11 protein-coding genes are annotated in these 18,975 nt (G+C 55.0%); 4 read left to right on the top strand and 7 right to left on the bottom strand.

The window, feature by feature from the left end:
- Positions 1-669: 669 nt before the first annotated feature.
- Entirely contained in the window at positions 670-6,945 is a 6,276-nt protein-coding gene (gene avs3a, locus VGD45_RS11765; RefSeq protein WP_331155495.1) for an AVAST type 3 anti-phage nuclease/ATPase Avs3a, read from the top strand.
- Positions 6,946-6,958: 13 nt separating this feature from the next.
- Positions 6,959-7,672 (top strand): AVAST type 3 anti-phage proein Avs3b, encoded by a 714-nt coding sequence (gene avs3b, locus VGD45_RS11760; protein ID WP_349263258.1) that lies wholly within the window; start codon positions 6,959-6,961, stop codon positions 7,670-7,672.
- A 149-nt stretch (positions 7,673-7,821) separates the two neighbouring features.
- On the opposite strand, the gene VGD45_RS11755 is transcribed toward avs3b, so the two are convergent.
- Positions 7,822-7,983 carry a hypothetical protein gene (locus tag VGD45_RS11755; RefSeq protein WP_331155493.1) on the bottom strand — a complete coding sequence of 54 codons (162 nt, stop codon included), beginning with the start codon at positions 7,981-7,983 and terminating at the stop codon, positions 7,822-7,824.
- A gap of 1,241 nt (positions 7,984-9,224) precedes the next feature.
- Here VGD45_RS11755 and VGD45_RS11750 point away from each other — a divergent pair.
- Positions 9,225-10,244 (top strand): tyrosine-type recombinase/integrase, encoded by a 1,020-nt coding sequence (locus VGD45_RS11750; protein WP_331155492.1) that lies wholly within the window; start codon positions 9,225-9,227, stop codon positions 10,242-10,244.
- 151 nt (positions 10,245-10,395) lie between these two features.
- Here the strand turns inward: VGD45_RS11750 and VGD45_RS11745 are convergent, their stop codons facing one another.
- The 6 genes from VGD45_RS11745 to VGD45_RS11720 all read right to left on the bottom strand — a co-directional run bounded on the left by VGD45_RS11745 (position 10,396) and on the right by VGD45_RS11720 (position 18,029).
- Entirely contained in the window at positions 10,396-10,929 is a 534-nt protein-coding gene (locus VGD45_RS11745) for a hypothetical protein (RefSeq protein WP_331155491.1), read from the bottom strand.
- A 146-nt stretch (positions 10,930-11,075) separates the two neighbouring features.
- A complete protein-coding gene (locus tag VGD45_RS11740; protein WP_331155490.1) occupies positions 11,076-11,504 on the bottom strand; it encodes a hypothetical protein in 429 nt (142 codons plus the stop codon).
- 973 nt (positions 11,505-12,477) lie between these two features.
- Positions 12,478-14,400, bottom strand: a complete 1,923-nt coding sequence (locus tag VGD45_RS11735; RefSeq protein ID WP_331155489.1) for a hypothetical protein — start codon at positions 14,398-14,400, stop codon at positions 12,478-12,480.
- Positions 14,401-14,557: 157 nt separating this feature from the next.
- Positions 14,558-15,514, bottom strand: coding sequence for an alpha/beta hydrolase (locus tag VGD45_RS11730; RefSeq protein ID WP_331155488.1), 957 nt, complete (start codon positions 15,512-15,514; stop codon positions 14,558-14,560).
- Between the two features lie 53 nt (positions 15,515-15,567).
- Positions 15,568-16,926: a B12-binding domain-containing radical SAM protein gene (locus VGD45_RS11725; protein ID WP_331155487.1), complete on the bottom strand. Its 1,359-nt coding sequence runs from the start codon at positions 16,924-16,926 to the stop codon at positions 15,568-15,570.
- On the bottom strand, positions 16,923-18,029 hold the full coding sequence (locus tag VGD45_RS11720) for a DUF3419 family protein (protein ID WP_331155486.1): 1,107 nt from the start codon (positions 18,027-18,029) through the stop codon (positions 16,923-16,925). Before VGD45_RS11720 ends, VGD45_RS11725 begins: the two co-directional genes overlap by 4 nt.
- A gap of 546 nt (positions 18,030-18,575) precedes the next feature.
- Here VGD45_RS11720 and VGD45_RS34360 point away from each other — a divergent pair.
- A complete protein-coding gene (locus VGD45_RS34360) occupies positions 18,576-18,860 on the top strand; it encodes a MaoC family dehydratase (RefSeq protein WP_414717578.1) in 285 nt (94 codons plus the stop codon).
- Positions 18,861-18,975 lie beyond the last annotated feature (115 nt).

The raw sequence follows: 18,975 nt of genomic DNA, 5'->3' as shown, positions 1-18,975 counted from the left end.
AACCGAGATTGCCATCACCACGGCCACGTACTGGAAGGATCAAGGGGACTGGCCGGCGATCCGGGCTATCGATCCGAGGCGCTTCATTCGACTGACGCCCAGGAAGTGTTGAGATTTCGCCAGCCCCTGGCGGGCTGGAGCGATGCTAAGTTGCTGACCACATCCTGTCGGGAGGTAGCAATGACGAATCGCAAGCACGAAAGGGCGTCTTCGAAATCGATGTTTATCGTTCGCACGGAACTTAGATCGCATGCCTTGGACCTAAGCATCGGTGCCCGATTGAGCCTCAATCGCGACGTGGTTAGAAAAATTGGCGCTCGACTCATTCGTGGCCTATCCATGGGGGGCGCCGTGGGCATCGCTATCGCCGTTTGCTCTATTCCCGGGGTAGTCGCGCATCTGCTGGCAGGGGCCATATAGTTGCTAACCATCATCCGGGTACCTGAGGACCCGTCAAAACGGGTCTTTGCTGTTCCGAGAAAATCACCGAGGGCCCCTACATTCCTGAAGCATCCCGCCCAGGTGAACGAGTCATGACCATGTCCCCTCCGCCGGAACTTCAGCGAACCTCCGAAAACGCCCTCACCGAAGCAACGTCGACAACTACATTTCCGCCAGGGAGAATGCAGTAATAGACCGGGCTGCTAGCCGCATCGATATAGCCAAATAATGTCAAACCCCAATCCTGTTCGGCCGAGTCGAGACGGCGATCAGTTCCACTATTTATGGGCCGCTCGCCGCTCGCTGAGGCTCCTTTCACCACAGGATGACCTTGTAGCCATCAGCATTGAAGGAGCATCTCCCCAGGAGGATGCGGGTCTCTCGACTGGCGCAGGCGACGAAATCATAGATATCGCCGAATACTTTGGGAGCGAACAAGTCTCAAAGGCGCGGTTGGTCCGCTATATGCAGCTCAAGCATTCGACGCTACACGCAACCGAGCCCTGGACTGCGAGCGGACTTGAGAAAACCATTACGGGGTTCGCCAGGCGTTACCTAGAGTTGCTTCAGTCCCTCTCCATCGAGGCGCTTCTCTCAAGAATCGAGTTCTGGTTTGTCACAAACCGATGGATCGCAAGAGGTTTCAGTGAGGCCATAGCCGACGCTCAGGCCGGCTTGCCACCCCGACATCCTGCCGAACTCCGGAAGTTAGAACGGTTCACCGGGTTGACAGGGGATCGCCTTGCTCACTTTTCGAAACTGCTACGGATCGAGGACAAGCAAGATGGTTATTGGGACCAGCGCAACATTCTATTTCAAGATGTGCAAGGCTACTTGCCGGACGCCGATGTCTCTGCACCTCTGCAGCTTAAGGAACTTATCACTCGAAGGGCATTATCCGAAGGAGAGAAAAATCCTGTCATTACAAAGATGGATGTTCTGCGAGCGTTGGGCACTGATGAAAGCAGACTTTTTCCTGCGCCATGCTTGATCCAAAAGCTCGATGCAGCGGTAGCCCGGGCCCAAGAGACCGATATTATTGAGGAGATCATCAAAGCCACGGAGCCGGTTGTTGTCCACGCTTCGGCCGGCGTGGGCAAGACGGTATTCGCTACGCGCATCTCCGCAGGCTTGCCCGAAGAATCAGTATGCGTCCTGTATGACTGCTTCGGCAATGGCCAGTATCGAAATGCATCGGGTTACCGCCATAGACACAAGGATGCGTTAGTACAGATCGCAAATGAACTCGCGGGTAAAGGGCTTTGCCATCCGTTGATCCCTACCACCCACGCCGACGCCGCCGCATATGTACGGGCATTCGTCAATCGAATAACTCAAGCGACAACTCTCCTGCAACTGGTAAATTCTAGTGCGCTTCTATGCGTCATTGTGGACGCTGCCGATAACTCGCAGATGGCGGCGGAAGAAGTTGGCGAGTCGCGCTCCTTCGTTCGTGACCTGATCAGGGAAAAAATGCCGAGCGGCGTACGCCTTGTCTTTCTTTGCCGTTCTCATCGACAGAGCCTCCTTGACCCGCCATTTGGTACGATACGACGCGAGCTACGCCCCTTTGATCGCAATGAAACAGCGACCTTTCTACGTCGCCAGTTTGCCGACGCAACCGAACACGATATCGATGAGTTTCATCGCCTGAGCTCCGAGAACCCTCGAGTCCAAGCCCTCGCATTGTCACGAAATCTGCCGCTGCCCGAGACGCTCCGCGCCCTCGGTCCTTCTCCGACCACTGTCGAAGACACGATTGGTAACTTACTCGAGAACGCGATCGCTAAGCTCAAGGATAGCGTTGGCTCGATTGAGAGGAACCAGATTGACAGTATATGCGCGGGACTCGCGGCGCTACGTCCGCTGACACCGATTCCAATACTATCCAAGATGTCTGGAGTTGACGAAGGAGCGGTCAGAAGCTTCGCGATCGATCTCGGGCGACCACTGATCGTATCCGGTGACATGATTCAATTTTTTGATGAGCCTGCGGAAACATGGTTTCGCGAGAAGTTCAAACCATCGTCCGACGCCGTCGTTGAGTTCATCGCCAGTTTGAAGCCGCTCGCGATGAAAAGCCCATATGTAGCTTCGGTGCTGCCGCAGCTAATGCTAGAGGCTGGGAGACTTACCGAGCTCGTCGCATTGGCCCTCACTTCAGAAGGGTTGCCGGAGACGACCCCTCTTGAGAGGCGTGACGTAGAACTCCAGCGCCTTCAGTTCGCGCTGAAGGCAGCATTGCGCTCAAAGCGATACTTGGATGCTACCAAGCTTGCACTGAAGGCTGGCGGCGAGACAGCAGGAAACGACCGCCAGCGGAAGATTTTGCAATCGAATACCGATCTAGCATCCGCATTCCTTGGAACTGATCTTGTTCAAGAGATCGTATCCCGCCGTACTTTCAAATCCGGATGGCTCGGCTCCCATCATGCCTACGATGCTGCACTATTGTCCGGTCGTCCGGAACTGCTAGGTGACGCTAGAAGCCGTCTGCGTATGGCCGGTGAATGGTTGCGCAACTGGAGCCAACTGGGACCGGATGAACGAAAGAAAGAGCAAATCACGGATCAGGATATTGCCGAGCTGACACTCGCACATCTCAATATCTACGGCCCTATAGGAGGAGCGCGTAGCCTCGCAGGCTGGAGCCCGCGGGAGGTTGCCTTTCGTGTCGGTCGGATAGTCGCCAGACGCCTAATCGATCACGGCCGGTATGGAGACGTGGATGAACTTGCGAGAGCGTCCAACAACAACCTATGCATTGTACTTGCACTGATCGTTGAACTTCGCGAGGTTCAACGAGTTCCACCGGCCGAGGTTACACATCGTGCATTTAAATTCGCCACCGACCGCCGGATCCAATTGGATCACGCCCAGACCTGGGATGACAAAGGCACTGTTATCGATGCCATTGCAGCGCTCACCGAAGCTGCACTGAGCCACTCCGTCTGTACTGTCGACGCTGCCGCCGCATTGCTTTCACGCTACCTTCCAAGCGAGCCTCCGAAGACAATGTCTTCCAGATATGCAGGAGGTCGCTTTCCCTTGTTGCGAGCGTACTCTCTGCGTGCGGCGCTGCTCAAGCAAGACATCAGTCTTCGAGATCTCGCGCACCCGGAGTTCCTTACCGAGATGGATACGAACAAACACTCGGTATCACAACACGTACGAACGTTCCAGCAGGACATCGGCACACTTCTTCCTTGGCACAAACTGCGGGCAGCGGCGCTTCTTGGCCAAGTGACCAAGACCTCGTTGCATGAAGAACTGACACGCGCACGCGAAGCATCCAAGAACGCCAAGGCTTCCTATTACGAGGACGATGCACATACGGTCAACGAGGTTGCGCTGGTGTGGATTGACATCCTTCAGCGGATTGACGCCGATGACATGCAAGCGATGGCGGTCTTCTCACAATGGAAAGCTGACCAACGAAGACCTCTTTTCACATCAACCCTGACATCCCTTTCTCGATTATGTGGGCTGCGCCAAGCAACGAGATTGGCAGCGATCCAATTTGCTCAGGAAGCGTTTAGTCTCACCGCAGGCGAGCGCGCGGACGCGGAAAGTAAATCTCAAGGCTACATTGATGCTGCACGCGCCATTCTCACGGTAAGCCCGGAGGACGCCAAGGCGTACTTCAATGAAGCGGTTGAAATAGCAAGCAAGATTGGTGATGAAAACCTGTCTCGGTGGGACGCCATTCTGCACTTGGCTGATCGCGCTGCCCGGATTGGCCGTGCTTCACCCGAGTCCGCTTACAACCTTGCCCGCTGTGCCGAGCTAACATATGCATACGTCGTACGCGATAAGCATTTCGACTGGGACGCAACAGTACAAGCACTTTGCGGACTCTGCCCGTCCTCCGCCATCGCCATACTCAGTCGTTGGCGTGACCGTGGTTTTGGCTGGCATGAAGAGACCCTTCCCGTTGCAATCGAACGACTGGTTGCGGATGGCAGCCTCGACGCACGTGACGCATTGGCTCTAGTTCCCTTCCGCGCCGGTTGGACCTACGAATTTCTGCTGGATAGAGCCCTGCAAAAAATTGAGACCGACGACCAAAGACAATCTGCTGCTTTGCTTTTCTATCGGTACGTCCAGTTCACCAGTGCAAACCGATCAAAGCTGGCAGAGGTCGCGTCTGCGCATGGAATCACGATAGCTGGCCTCAATGAGGCAATCGCTTTCGACGAGAGCCATAAGGGAGACAGTAATGAGCAGGATTGCCATGAAGCTGACGAGCGTATCGGTGTTACAAGCGAGCCCCACTACAACTGGGACGCTGTCTTCGCCGCCGGCGACCTCGCGACGAGTATCGGCTTGTCTCGCATCTACTCAGCATTCAGGAATGCGGGATCACCAATCAGTTACGACGCGTTCTTCCAACAAGCTACCCGACGCGTCCCAATAGGTTCCGAAGCGTCCTTCATCCACGCGGTGGGCCAAGCGCCGGAGTTTACGCTATACCATTTTCGAAACTTCCTGGAGCAGATACCAACAACATGGAAGGGGCGACCGGCGATTACTCACGCGATCGGGTCGGCGGTGAGGGCTTTTTGTCGCCGATTCTGCATGGACGTGAGAAAGAGCCGGTATTACGAAACACTTCCTTTCGAGGAGGCAAGTTCCCTCGCTGGAATGAGTGAGAGTACCCTTGCGGGAGTGGTGCTCGATGCCATCGGAGAGACACCCGACTCCGTAGACTCGAACAGACTCTTCTCTCTCGTCGGCCTGCTTGTCCTTAGACTATCAGAAGACGAGTCGCTCGAAGCTCTACAGTTCGGGTTAGCGCTCCTTACACCGGTGCTCGAGGACAACGACGGGGACGGTCCTTGGTCAAGCGAACTGCTGCCACCCGCTGATACCTCAGCTTCCTTAGCCGGCTATGTCTGGGCGTCGATGGCCGCGCCCGAAAGCGTACTGCGGTGGGAAGGCTCGCACACAGTCCTTTGCCTAGCCGCACTAAACCGACAGAAGATGCTCGACCAGATCGTGAAATTGGCAGTCGAAAGAAGGAGCGTGCCCTTTGTTGATACTAGACTGAAATTCTACGACCTGCATGCACTCCAATGGCTCCTAATCGGGCTTGCACGTGCAGCACAGGAATTCCCGACGGCTTTAGCGCCCTTCGGAAACCAAATTGCAGATTGGACACTGAAAGATCAGCCTCATGTCCTAATTCGACAGTTTGGGGCGCGTGCGCTGACAGCATTGATGAACTGCGACATAGTCACAAACCAGAATGAGCTCAAGGAACGTCTCGCCGGAATCAACTTGTCACCCTTCCCTTCTGTGAAGTCTAAGTACTACGACCGCGATCGAGCAGAGGACAAGGTCGAGTCAAAGAATAATGCCGACGAAGACCGCTACTCCTTCGGCATCGACATAGGGCCGTATTGGTACGCACCACTCGGCAACATATTCGCACTATCACAAGGGAAGATCGAGAGAGAGGCATTGAAGGTCATTCGTGCCGAATTTTGCACCTCCCACAGCGGCAGATGGGACGAAGATGAGCGCGGGCGGCGGAGAATCTATGCGGAGAATCACACTCATCATTCTCACGGATCGTATCCGCGCGCCGATACGCTTCAGTTCTACTACGCGTATCACGCAATGATGATTCTAGCCGGCAACCTGCTGGCCAGTAGGCCAACTCATCACTCGGAGTTCAGTGAAGAGGATGAGTTCGCCGATTGGCTCAATCGCCATGACTTGGCACGAACGGACGGAGGCTGGCTTTGGGATCGACGCGATCCGACACCACTTGAGCACCCCGCTTGGCGGCATCGAGAGGCGGACGACCGATCAGAGCATGCCATTGAGACAACTGATTTTGACGAGGCGCTCTATTCAGGAGAGATGCTGAACGTCTGGGGATACTGGACGACCGCCGACAGCAAGCGAGAACAATCGGTCCGCATATCCAGCGCATTAGTATCACCCGCTAGGTCTGAGGCTTTGCTCCGAGCGCTTTCCACCGCGGTAGACCTACACGACTATGCAATTCCGAGTGTCGACAGCGACATGGAGATTGACGATGAATCTGGCTTCTCGCTTAAGGGCTGGATCGTTGAGGGCCGTTCGAGCAGCGGACTCGATGACCGCGATCGCTGGGCGGGTGGTGTAGGTTTCCCGCCACCGTCACCAGCTCAGTATATTGTCGAGCTAATGGGCCTCGAATCAGACGTGAATCTCAGGAGATGGAAAGACCAAGGAGAATCAATCGTAATGAGATCACAAGTATGGGGGCACTACGACGAGGCCATTCGTCACGAGACAACCAATCCCGAGCGAGGCAGTAGAATCCAAGCCTCTTTGACTTTGGTGAAAGCCATACTGAAAGGACTACATCGCGACTTGATTCTCGAGGTGCAGATCGATCGCCGACGTCGATATCAACCATACGAAAGCAGTAAAGAACATGACGAAGAACGAATTCCAACAAGGGCCAGACTCTACCTTCTCAAGCCAGACGGCAAGTTCATCACGGTCTGACCACGTCCTCCGATTGGGACGCAGACTTGTCCAAGAACTGCAGCTAGAGCCTTCGGTCGACACTCTCGGTAGGTGGATGGCACACTATCTGGCCGAACTCATCGAGAAAGCGGAAAACGCCGCTGGAGAAGATAAGAATTCGATAGAGAAAGAGTGCTTCGACGCCATACTAAAGCTGTGGCAACACCGAGCCGAACTCCCCGACGGCAAGCGTCCATTCGAGGACATGGAGCCAATTCTTCGTGCGGTCGAGACTTTGGATCCACGCGGTGAAACTCGTCGCTACTTTCGATCTGCCAGGCCGCCGAAGGAAGAGGCCAATCAACCCCCTGAAGTGAAAGCCTGGCTTGACATGATAAGTGGGCTGGATTATTCCGCACGGGTATTAATCCAGTACTGCCTCGCCGAAGCTGCACGTTCCGCCGTGGACCGGTCCCAAGAGTGGGTCAAGCTAGCGGAAGCAGCAGGAGCAGACGAAGGCCCAATGGCAGTGGTGATTCGCTTCGTCTCAAGCGATTCCGAACCTGACGCTGGCGCTGCGGCGCGAGAACAATTGGAGGACCGAATAGGCCGCCTGGCGGGGTTCATCAAACTTGCTGAGACAATGCGTCGCGATTTGAATGCTCGGCTGGATAAACTCCCGCCATCCCCTCGTACCGATGATGACGCTCCAGATAGCAAGCTCGTACTGTCATTCGTCCCGCCTTTTCCACCAAAGTCGGAATGACTGAATATAGCATTCAGCGTTCCTCGCAGATGTCCGCCACAAACTTCCCAAGCCAGTCTCTGTTTGGATATACGGAGCTCAGTCAGCTCGTAACGGTGCGGATAATGGCGTTTCTAGAAAGCTACATAAAGCGCCTCCGACCTGGCTCATCATCCCGTGCCGGCTGTCGCGCCCAAGACGTCCGCTACCACTTCGCGCGCGCAGACACGGAACTGCCTTCCCGCGCCGGCCTTCACCCTCCTGACCAGACCCAACGGATCGGCGTTCCATCGCTCACAAACGCCACGCGGCCGCGAAGCGAGAACGCTCATTCCTCACTCGACTTCGAGGAGCAGCGCTGATTCCGAGGTCGTGGCCTCGTAGCCGGACAAGCTATTGTTTAGTCCTCATTAAAACGCGTCATTCCTCAAGTGCTCTATTACGAAACGCGTCACTTTATCCAGGCGCCGTTCGAGAACGCGTCATTTCTATAGCTAGCCAGCCCCCTAAAAGTGGCGTCCATGTCCGACGGGGCCGCCGAAATGGTGCACATTTCACTGGCAGCAAACCTAAGTGGCGTCCATTTCCGATGGGAGGCCGTCGAAATGGTGCACATTTTTCTGGCAACAGATCTAAGTGGTGACCATTTCGAAACCACCACGACATCGCCCGCTGCGGGGCGGTCTGCATTCGATATGTCCTCGAGGTCATTCAGAGCCTGTGACACTAACCACAGCGAGCTGCCCTACCAAGCTATCGGAAAGACCACCGCATGCGTCTTCAGCTGACCTCGCGAGAAACAGAGTGATTGCAATGTGAGCGAAGGGTGGAATGAAACAGCGCGGGATCAATTGCTTGCAACTCGCGCCGGTTCACAGCATGAGATTTCGGTCGCTCAACAAGGAGTTTGCGGCGATCGTTGCGCGGTTAAAAAAACATTTGACCAACGCCTGTGAGTGTGAAACTGTAATGGCGAGCGCGGATCGTTGATCGATCCGACGGGGGCGACCCCCCCCCTGTGCAGCGTCGCCGACGCTTATCGGCCTGATAGGTCTTTCCTGGTCAAACAGGTCAGACATCCAAGAGTGCAACTGCCTGCGCGTGACGAACAACACGACAAGATGTTGACGTCACATTCGATTCCTTCTCGGATTCCCTCGCGGCCACGATCAATCTGATCGACCTCGCTCCGTTGCGACGTTCGCGCGCTTCTTCCAGCGCGCCGCCGATCGTAGAACCAAGAACCACACGGTAATCGCACGCGCGACCAGCTGTCCGAACGGGCAGGCGTGGCTGCAGTCGCTGCCCAGCGCAGCTCCTCCACCGCGTTGACGCGCAAGTCGCCGCCGCACTGGCACTGCGACGCTCCCTCACGACTAGCGGTTACCTGAACAACGCTTCCCGGCTGTATCTGTCACGAATGGCCTGCATCCGCGGACGCGGTCGCGCTTGCCTGGGCGCAAGCACCCAGCACTCAAGTTTCGAGCCAGGTGCGGATCGCACCGAATCGAGGGAATCCGCTTTGCTTGTTTCTCTTCCCTTTCTTCATTTTCTTTTACCGCTAGAGGTATCTATGCATGCTATGCAGATGGCGAGAAGCTGTGGACAGAGAGTATTCCGCCTGGGACATCAGCTTTGGCGAGAAATCAGAGACAACTTTCAGTCGGCAGTGCGGATGTCAGCGGGCGGTGATCGCCAAGTGGGGACCAAGACCCGCAGCGATCGCGTAAAAAATCTGAGGGAGTTGGCGTTCTGGTTGGCTGCGGTGTTTCGGGTGCATTCGATCGTGCACCTGAAGCGGAAACATCTGGTCGCCTACTGTCACTGGCTGGAAGATAAGAAGCTGTCGCCGGCGACCATTGCAACAAAGCTCGCCCATGTGTCCGTCCTGTGTCGGGCGTTAGGCAAGCAACAGCTCATGGAGGAGCGAGAGAAGCTCTTTCAGAATCCGAACAGCTTGAGGCGAAGCCTTGCGACGAACCGAGACAAATCCCTCGAGGCAGCCGGTGTCGATTTCCAAACGATCTACGATCAGGCGCATCGACTGAACCCGAGGGTCGCATGTCAACTAGCGCTGTGTTGGGAGTTCGGTCTGCGCGTGCAGGAGGCTTGGCGCTTCCGGCCTCACCTCGCACTACGAGATGGGCTCGTACTCGTTCTATGGGGAGCAAAAGGCGGTCGAAAGCGAACTCTCACAGCGCCGTTGACTGCGAAGCAGGAGGCGCTCCTGGAGCTTGCCAAGACGTTTGCTCCGACGAAAGCAGAGTCCATGGTGCCGCGAGGACAATCCCTTCGGAGCTGGAAGTCGGTCTTCTATGGCGTGACTAAGAAGATCGGCCTTACGCGAAAGCAGTCTGGGGCTACGCCGCATTCTCTGCGACATAGCTACGCGAATCGCGAGTACGAGCGAGTGACTGATCGTGTGAGTCCAGTGAAGGGTGGTACGCTCGCGAAGGACGATCCTGATGCTGATCGTGCTGCTCGTGAGCTGGTTGCCGATGAACTGGGACACTCTCGCGCTTCGATTGCGTCTGCGTATATCGGCAGCGCACGGCATCGGCCGGATGAAGGTGGCCCATCCGAGATCACTTAAGAAGCTGCGCGCGAGCGGTCCCGGTATTCCTCCGGGACCGCTTCGAAATTGTTGCACTCTCGACTATGGTGGATTGTTCGTCCCTCAGGCTGGCAACGCAGTTGCAGTTGCGTCACTCACGTGAACGTAGAGTGGTTAGCACGGTGTGACGTTATGGCCGCCACGCTGAAAAGAGCTGTTTCAAGTGTTTCTCCGATTTCGTCACCGGATAGCAAATGCCAGTTACATCCTCTACCAGCAGCCGCTGAGCTTTTATCATCGGATCTTCGTGCGTGTTGATGAAATCGGGGCAGTCTTCGGGGCGGAAGATCCGTTCATAGATGTCCCCCTCGATAAGCTTAAGAGCCGCTACATGGGCAACGGACCTTCGCCGAACTTCCTCAATGTACTTTACCGGATCGGCTCGCGCTGATACTTCGACAGCCAATTGCTGCAGTGGTTGCGACCAACGGGATCGTCCAGCCCTCATTACTAGGTTTAGAATATAGATCGGGCGCCGGCCGACGTTCGCAACACGGATGTGCATAACCGGGACGTGCGTGTCTGGCCCTTCGGCGTGCCAGACTAACGTGCTCCATGCACGTATCTTGCTGCTGTCGCGGCGATAGGCAAAAACTGCAACGATGAAACTACACACGGAAACGAGCAAGGCGACGATGGACACGATCAGGGGTAGCTGCTGCACGTCGGTAACCTGGTGATGTCATTTCTCCATGTCACCCAAGACCGCAGCGACAGGGGCGCTTTGCTTTTGATTCACGAGCGGTTGCTGAATTGACGCTGTTTAACCCTTCAGGATGATGCCGGCGGCAATACCTTTGGGCGTCAGAATCACGCCGGGTGGTGCGCCTCGGGATCAATGGACAGCGTTCCTTCCAGTTGAAGGAAGCCGTCGCGTGACAGATGCTCGAGCGAGACACATATTTCCAATAGAGCTGGCAGATCAGAATCGATGGGTACCCTTCGTACATTCTTCTCCGCCGCGAGCGCGACCATGGCGACTTGCAGAAAATCGTCGCATGCATGCGCATGCCTGCCCGCTATGGGCTCCCCGCTGGCCTGACTCTCGCCGAGGACGATTAGATCTTTCAGCTCTTCGTCGTTCAAAGTGCTCAACCAATCGCCAATGTGAAACCTTTTCTTGATGGCGGTTCTTGGCGGGTCATCAAGAACGAGATCAGGTTTTCTGAGTGCGTCATCGCTGCGCCCGATGGATGGTCGATTCTTACGTATGGATGTTTCATGGGTCTTGGTGTGCACACCGGCGTAGTTGGCCGAAAGCGTCTCTGACGAATCAGGGGTTGCTGTACCTGGCTATGAGTTGGACCCCTCGCACTGGTGGTTGAGCCCCAACCATCCATAGGGGCGGTCGAACGCGCCAATCTGGCTTGGCCTGTCATGGCTCGCGCTTGTGGCAAATCCCGGCGACGCGTTTCTCTTGAGAAGCAAAGCGGGCCGCTGAACGACCGGGGGGCTCTGCCCAGGCGTGCACGCCGGGCATGGGTGATCGGCGCCCAGAATTCGGGTTGGAAGCCCAGGGCCGTTGAGGGGAAAGGTGACCAGGTGGCCACCAAGTTGCCGTGGCCGCCTCGCCCTCAGCAGCGCTACGCCGATGCCCTTGCGATGAGACCGTCCAGGCTCATGGCGCGATACCGCGATTGGATCGTCGTCAGGGCATTAGGCCACTGTCGACGCGCAGCATCGCTCATCGCACTATAGGTCGTCGCCCGGATGCGCGCGTAGCATCGGTCAGCGTTACAGAGCAGCCGATCCGTCGGCACCGTCGGCGCATGTCATCGCCGACTAACCCACGCGTGAACGAGTTCGCCCGTGGATAGTACGCCAGCGTTCGCCAAAGCGTGCGCGCACCCTTCGATCTGATTCATCGCCACTTGCGCGAGACTGTCGTCCCCCTTGGTCGGCAAAGGGACGCACGATAGCGGGATTACCCTGGCACCATCCGCGGCTTCGGATCACCTCAAAAGGAGGGGAGCGACATGCCGCGGAATCCCAGGCCGGAATGACGCGGAATTGGGGGCCAGCATGCGGCGGAATCAGTGGCCGACATCGGGCGGAATACACGGTCCACCCCCTATGTTGCATGTTTCAGTCAGATAGCGCGGTTCGTGCTTGCACTTGCGAAATCGAATGCGCTTGTTCCAGCGCCTCTGAATGGTCTGGAAGGCAATCCGTCGATGCGACTATTTCATTGGTCCCGCACGGATGGAGGTCTTCAAAATCCTGACATCATCCGAGCCAGTACCTCCTTTTCAATCTCGAGAATGCTACGAAATATAGACAAGTGTGACAGCAGTTCGCGGGAATATCGCTTGTCCTGGTTGTATTCGAAGGATAGTAGATGCAGAGCATGCGTCCATCTAACAACTTCGGCGTACAGCACCGGAAGATCATCCCCAATGCATGAGATAGCCAGCTTGGCTTTCCAAAAGCTGAGGTTTGCACTCATTATCTTCTTGTGCTCCCACAAAGCACGCGTACTCATCAGATCGACTAGCTGTTTCGCCGTTATTAGTTCTCTGATATTCAGTACGGTCGCTACGAATGCTTCCAGGCCGTAGCTGTGAGATTCGGTCGGGTAGCCAAATGCCATCACCCAATCACCCGCGTACTCGACGCCGCTACGGACGTATATCCCATCCTTCGGTGCGCGCGATTGTAGGTAGTCCTTCAGGTTTTGTTTGGCGCTATGTTGATCGAATTGGAACTGCATTCCCTCCTTCGGTCTTACTGCGAGAGCGACTGGTGCATAACAGATTGGATTGGCGAAACGTCGACTACCGCGCAGTATCAAGGCCATCGCCATCGAGACGAACGAAACCTCAGTTGTGCCAAATTCTCCCGTGCACAAGTACATGGCCACCTTAAATGTCTTCTCTTTGGTATTACAACCAACAAGCAGACAGTCATGAAGAAAGTCGCGTTTCAAATGAAACGCACTATGAGGTATGTAGTACTTGTTTACGTGCAAGAAGATGTACCACCCCTGCTGAACTCTCTCAGCCAGCCACTCAATACATTCCCGCGAACGACCGATCTTGTAGATTGGCTTTTGCTCAGTGTTGAGGGTTTCGCAATGACCCGAAGACACGAAATTGCCTATTGTTCTCCAAGGTACAATGACCGTGCCAAGATAACCGTTAGTGGTGATCTTTAGGGCGGATAGATTAATGTAGTCGGAAGCGAGAAGTGGCCTTAAGTCGCCAGCCGCTCCTAAGATGCCTAAGGGATGTGCGCCGAAACAGTGATATGCTCGATAGGGTGCTTCCTGATCGAAAGGCAGAGCAACAGCGGAAGGTGGCAGTATCGAATCCTTGAGTGCGCGAGAGATCAAGGATCTGTGAAAAATATCTGCAGCGGGTCTTAGTGCCCTTATCGCAGCATGGTATGTTGCTTGTAATTGGCGCCTATTTAGCATCGATGTTAATGAGGCATCTGCCCTTCGAATGAAGGCTCCGAGGCTTGAATCGCCTGTTTCCGCATAGTGCATTTCTTGCGCCAACCACGGAGCAGGTGCTGTTCGAACTCCGTGTTCCACGCAGATATAACGCGGAACGATCGCTCGAATGAGGATCGTCGGTGAGTGCTTGTTCCGACGTCCCCAAGTTCGTTCGGGCTGGCTATCGTACTTCGGGCACGACTTCTCACACTCACAGCACTTAAAAGCAACCGAATTATTCCACCCGACGCGATACTCCACTGTGCTATGCAGATAATCCGCTCGAACTGTTAGGAGCTCCCAAGGTTCTTTAATGTCCATCAGATCCCAGTGAGGGGAGATCACGCCGCGTCTTTCAAGCTCGTAGCTTTCGTCCACGACCTCGCGATCATTTGATGTGAACCATGCATCAGAAGCGAGCGGCGCTCCTTCTGCATGCTGCAGTCCGGGCAACAGATGCTCAGTGCTAGGGAACGATTGCGACTGAGCGAGGAAGTTAACGATCTCGGCCTTTCGGTCACGAAGAATCTTCATCCTTTCGGGTGTAAGTGCTCCATTTGGGGCTTGGTATCGAAGTTGGCCGCCCTCGACCCAGAGATGCACACCAATTCTGTACATGGAGACGAGCAGAGGGGCGATACTATCAATTGGATGTACCAATCGACTCGAACTCGATTTGGTGTCCGTGACTGAGTCCACTTACTGCTCCATCGCGCTTCCCGGCGTCTCGTTGTCCGACTTACTATCAGGTAGCAGAATAGGTATGTTCAGGCATCAGTCATCCGAAAGAGGTTGTCCAGAAGTCCAAGCTCATTGAGTTGTCAGATGCACTTCTCCGGGTGCTGTCGCTCTCTATTCAAGGCAAACGGGCGGCCGCCGCTGGGCGGTTGGTAGTCGGCAAAACTGTTAACCGCGACGGTCCTGCAAGAAACTGAGCAAGGTCGGCTCTGAACTTCCAAGGCTCCGTCTGAAAGATGGCGTGTCCGCTGTTCTCATATCGGATGACCTTCACGTTTGGCATAGATTCTGCCATCTCCAATATGGCGTCGTTTGGGAACAGTCGCGACCGGCGAGCATACAAGATAGTGACTGGTAGATTCATGTGCTCTAGGTCCTTCAAAGAGATTCCATAGTCATGATGAACGTAGTCCTCCATGATCTTCATCGTCCCGTGCCACATGATCGTAGACGATTGAATGAAACTCACTGCTGCCCGAATCAGGGGCTTTGTAACTTTTCCGCCTCGAATTGAGTCGCAGCAATAATCAATGGTTTCCATGCACGTCGCTCTGTACGCTCGCCGAAACTCCGGTGGCAGTTTCTTAAATGGAACTCGAGGGTCGTCTAGGTTCAGGTGTTTCCACATTGCAACCAGAGCACGATATTTTTCGAAGACTTCTGGATTAATCCCGTGTTTGTAGCCGTCGGACGGCGCTACCTTGATGGTGTGCTCGTAAAGCAGGAAACTCGTAATGCGGGAAAATCCGGTAACTTTGTACTTGACCAGACAGGCATATGCTCCTTGTGAGCAACCAACCAACTTCGCCTGAGCATGGCCCAATGCATCCAACAGATCGTCTACATCTTCGGCAAACTGCTCGAAAGCAGGCTTTGTGTATCGCGCTGTGGCGGATTCCCCTGAGCCACGCACATCCATGAGAATGAACTGACACCCCACACCTTTTAGCGTGCTTATCAGCGGGACCCACACCCTAGCCACGCAAACAAAGCCATTCACCAAGACACATGGAGACCCATCTCCGATGACGTAGGCAAATATCTGCTCACCGTCCCGCATAGTGTAGTAAGGCATGTTGACTCCTTCGTGTCTTAAGGTACGAGATTGTCGCCTCTCAGCTCCCTTCACTAAAGAAAGACCGGCAATCCTCGGCGCTGGTTGAGATATCCCACTGTGCCGGCCGCGATGGCTCTTGCTACACCAGGGTAGCCATCCATCAGTCCTTCCGTTGCTCGAGAAAGGAGCTGACGAGGCCTATAGAATTCGAGTTTCATCCTCTCCACGTTTTCGACTAATTCGTCGGTCGTGAAGTTGTCAGTCTTAACGACGGGATGGTACGTATCGTAGTGAGCAAGGTTCCGGGTGAGCAATCGATCAGCATCCTGCAATTCCTGATACTCAGGATACCCCGGGTAACAGGTGTAATAGTGAAAGCTCACTGCGTCCAAGGGTGCAACGTCGAGGAAGTCTTGCGTGTGCTCGAAGACATCTTGTGAGTCGGTCGGGAATCCGAAGATGATTCCGGCGCTTACACTGATACCTTCATTCCGGAACATCCTGAAGGTCTCCAGGTACTTTGCAACGTCGTTTTGTCGCTTCCTTTGTTCCTGCAGAGTGGTGGCGTCCAGGCTCTCCACGCCAAGGTGGACCCAGTAGCAGCCCGCTCGCGCCATTCTCTGAATCAGCTTGTAATTGCCCCGAACGTCCATCGACACCTGCGCGCTCCATCGTTTTCGCAGCGGGGCTATACGATCGCAGAGAGCGGTTAGATACGCGGAAGAATTAATTAGATTGTCATCGATGAAGGCAACACGTTGCGTAGGCGTGTTCTCTAGTTCTTCGACGAGATCGTCGATGTCGCGGAGCATGAATGCTCCCCCGTGGAACTGTGGAATCGCGCAAAACTTGCATCTGAATTTGCACCCGAGCGTGCTTTGTATCTGCGTGATGTGGGCGTTGTAGCCGCGCCCGGTGCGGCACAAGTTGTAGTTCACCGGGGGAAGCGTAAAGCCGTTCTTCATAAGCGAGTAATGATAGCGCCGGCGTAACTGGCCTCTTTTGAAGTCCTCTAGCAGCTTGGGCCAGGCCATCTCACCGCGGCCGACAACAATACTGTCGATGTCGGGGTTCTGTAGAGCCAAGTCTGGGCTGAGGGAAGGGAAATATCCGCCCATCACGACGGTCTTTCCCAGTGCCTTAAACAGACGCGCCAACTCGAAGGCACGAGGGGCTTGACTCGTCATTGCGGAGATACCGATGAGACATGATTCGATTTGCGGTGGCACCACGACATCGATCCGCTCATCGATGATTTGCACTTCCCAATCGGGGGGTGTAAGTGCTTCGAGTGTCAGTAGACCCAGCCGCGGCAACCGCTGAAGGGCAATCAAGGAGCCGTTGCGGTGACGGTCGCGCAGCGTGATGTCGTAATCCGCTGCCGGTGAGATCAGGGTGATCGAACCTGCTCGATCTGGGGGCGTGTTCACGATGCTTGTTCTCGAGTGCGGACCATAATAGTGGGATAGATAAACACATCGTCTCCATCCCGCAGCGCCTGCAGCTCGGCGGTCGGTATCGTGGGTCCCAGATCCGGGAGCAGGTCCTTGTCGTAGAGAGAGTAATAGACGATTCGTGCGCCTGGGGCCGACGCCCGCTTTACTTCCATGACCAGAAGCTTCAACTGCTCATCACTGAGGTAGTCGGGCATGTTCGACAGATAGACGCGTGTTGCCCAGCCGTCAGCTATCTCCTGGAGGCCGGAGGTGAAGTCAGCCGTGTGCAGCGAGATGCGTCCAAAATTATTACGAATCGCAGCGAACGCCGTTTCGGAGTACAGGTGACGATTCCATTCTTGGTGCAGTTCTCCGAGCGCTGCACGACACAAAACAGGATTCGCTCTTATGCCTTGCTCTAGAAGAGCTTTGAAAACGGTAAAGAAGTCATGGATGATTTCTTCAGGGCGATTTGAGGTGACACAGAATCGATGAGGGAATAGCAGCCACTTCAGCCGCGGCGCCAACCTTCTTAGGAGGGGGCGCACTACGCGTCTTACAGCAAGACTATCGCGAATCTTGCGCAACTTCTCGGCGCGATCCCTCGCAGTTCCATGCTCCCCAAGAAACAGAGCTAGAGTGTCCTTCGACATCGCGAACCGGGCCATTGACACAAGCAACTCTACAATCATATGGGACATGCCACTATTCAGGATGCCCTTCGCGACGAGGTCGCCCATTCTCAAGAGCTGGCGACGCGACCTATTGGGTACGGCGCGGCTAACACGCGTCAGTATCTGAACACGCATCGAAGCCGGCATATCTTCCAGTCCCATGAACTTCTTATAGTCTTCAACCGACAGAACGAGGATCGATGCGGCTTTTAGATATGCGATTGCCGTCTGCGAGCTGTTGGCATCAAAACCGACGACCGCCTTTGGACCGGCGGCTAACACGGACAGAAGGAGGTCTCCGCTCGCAGTGATACCAACGATACGATCTTCACTGCCAATCTGCATGGCAGCGAGATTCACGCGCAAACTTTCTGCAGTCTCAGCAAAGGCCAGGTCGCCATATAGATTGCGATTCTTGATCACGCGATAAATGAAGCGCGTGAAGCCGCGACTAGGTCGTCTAGCCGACGAAGTGTTTGTAGACGAATTCGATGAGGTCGCAGGATTCTGAACTAAGCGTTCCAGCGCCGTGTAGGTGGACGGCTTTAGATCAAGCTCAGCGCATGTCGCCGGTTCGCGGTGGCTGCTTGCGAGCTTCGTATCGCACTCGGGTCCTTCCCTCATGTGTTTCTGTCCAAGCGAACGCGGTTACAGCGTTATGCCTATACTTCTTTGGAATCGTGACCAGCCCAAGTGATTCGCCGCATGAGATGCAGCATGGACAGGAGGATTCTCTATATTTGTTAGGACCTTTCCTGCTTAACCGCCTCGATCGGTCGGGGCGCGTCAGTCATGAGATATTTTGGATCGCGCGACGCATATCGAGGAATGCCGATGTACTAGACAACGCCGCGATTGCGGGCACAGATGCATCATCGCGATATTGCAATGGAATGTTGCAGGGAAAGCATGTGAGGGGCGGGCTTCAGTGAATAGTGATCGCTTTTGTACGTATGGAGGGCTCTCACCGTGTGCAAGGATCAGCGGGTCTTTGACTGGGACAGTCAGGAAGAGTTTGCAAGGATTAGTGGCGATCGAAACCCCATTCACATGAACAGAGTGGCCGCGCGTCGGACCCAAATGGGGGCACCCATCGTACACGGCATACATTCACTAATCTGGCTTCTTGAGTGTATTTCCCGAAGCGGACTGTTGGTCTCGCGACCGGCTGCAATAGGCGCTCAGTTCCTCCGGCCAATTTATGTGGGCGACTGCGTGTCTTTAAAGAGTAACCGTGTGGTCTGGGCCGCATAGCTTCACGCGACCCAACGATCAATGATGTGCCCATGTTGTGGATGATGGGCACGAAGTGAAGTGTCCATGAGCGAGGCCATTAATGGACACGATCGATTCGGCAGTTCCGGCGCGT

Origin of the sequence: Steroidobacter sp. (assembly GCF_036402275.1) — a bacterium.
Taxonomy (GTDB): Bacteria; Pseudomonadota; Gammaproteobacteria; order Steroidobacterales; family Steroidobacteraceae; genus Steroidobacter.
The sequence above is the reverse complement of the archived record's forward strand: the minus strand, read 5'-3'. Positions and strand labels throughout refer to the sequence as shown.

Excerpts from the sequence above, each read along its gene's own strand:
- avs3a (WP_331155495.1), top strand. The coding sequence starts at position 670 with ATGTCAAACCCCAATCCTGTTCGGCCGAGTCGAGACGGCGATCAGTTC.
- VGD45_RS11755 (WP_331155493.1), bottom strand. The coding sequence starts at position 7,983 with ATGAGCGTTCTCGCTTCGCGGCCGCGTGGCGTTTGTGAGCGATGGAAC.
- VGD45_RS11750 (WP_331155492.1), top strand. The coding sequence starts at position 9,225 with ATGCATGCTATGCAGATGGCGAGAAGCTGTGGACAGAGAGTATTCCGC.
- VGD45_RS11730 (WP_331155488.1), bottom strand. The coding sequence starts at position 15,514 with ATGCCTTACTACACTATGCGGGACGGTGAGCAGATATTTGCCTACGTC.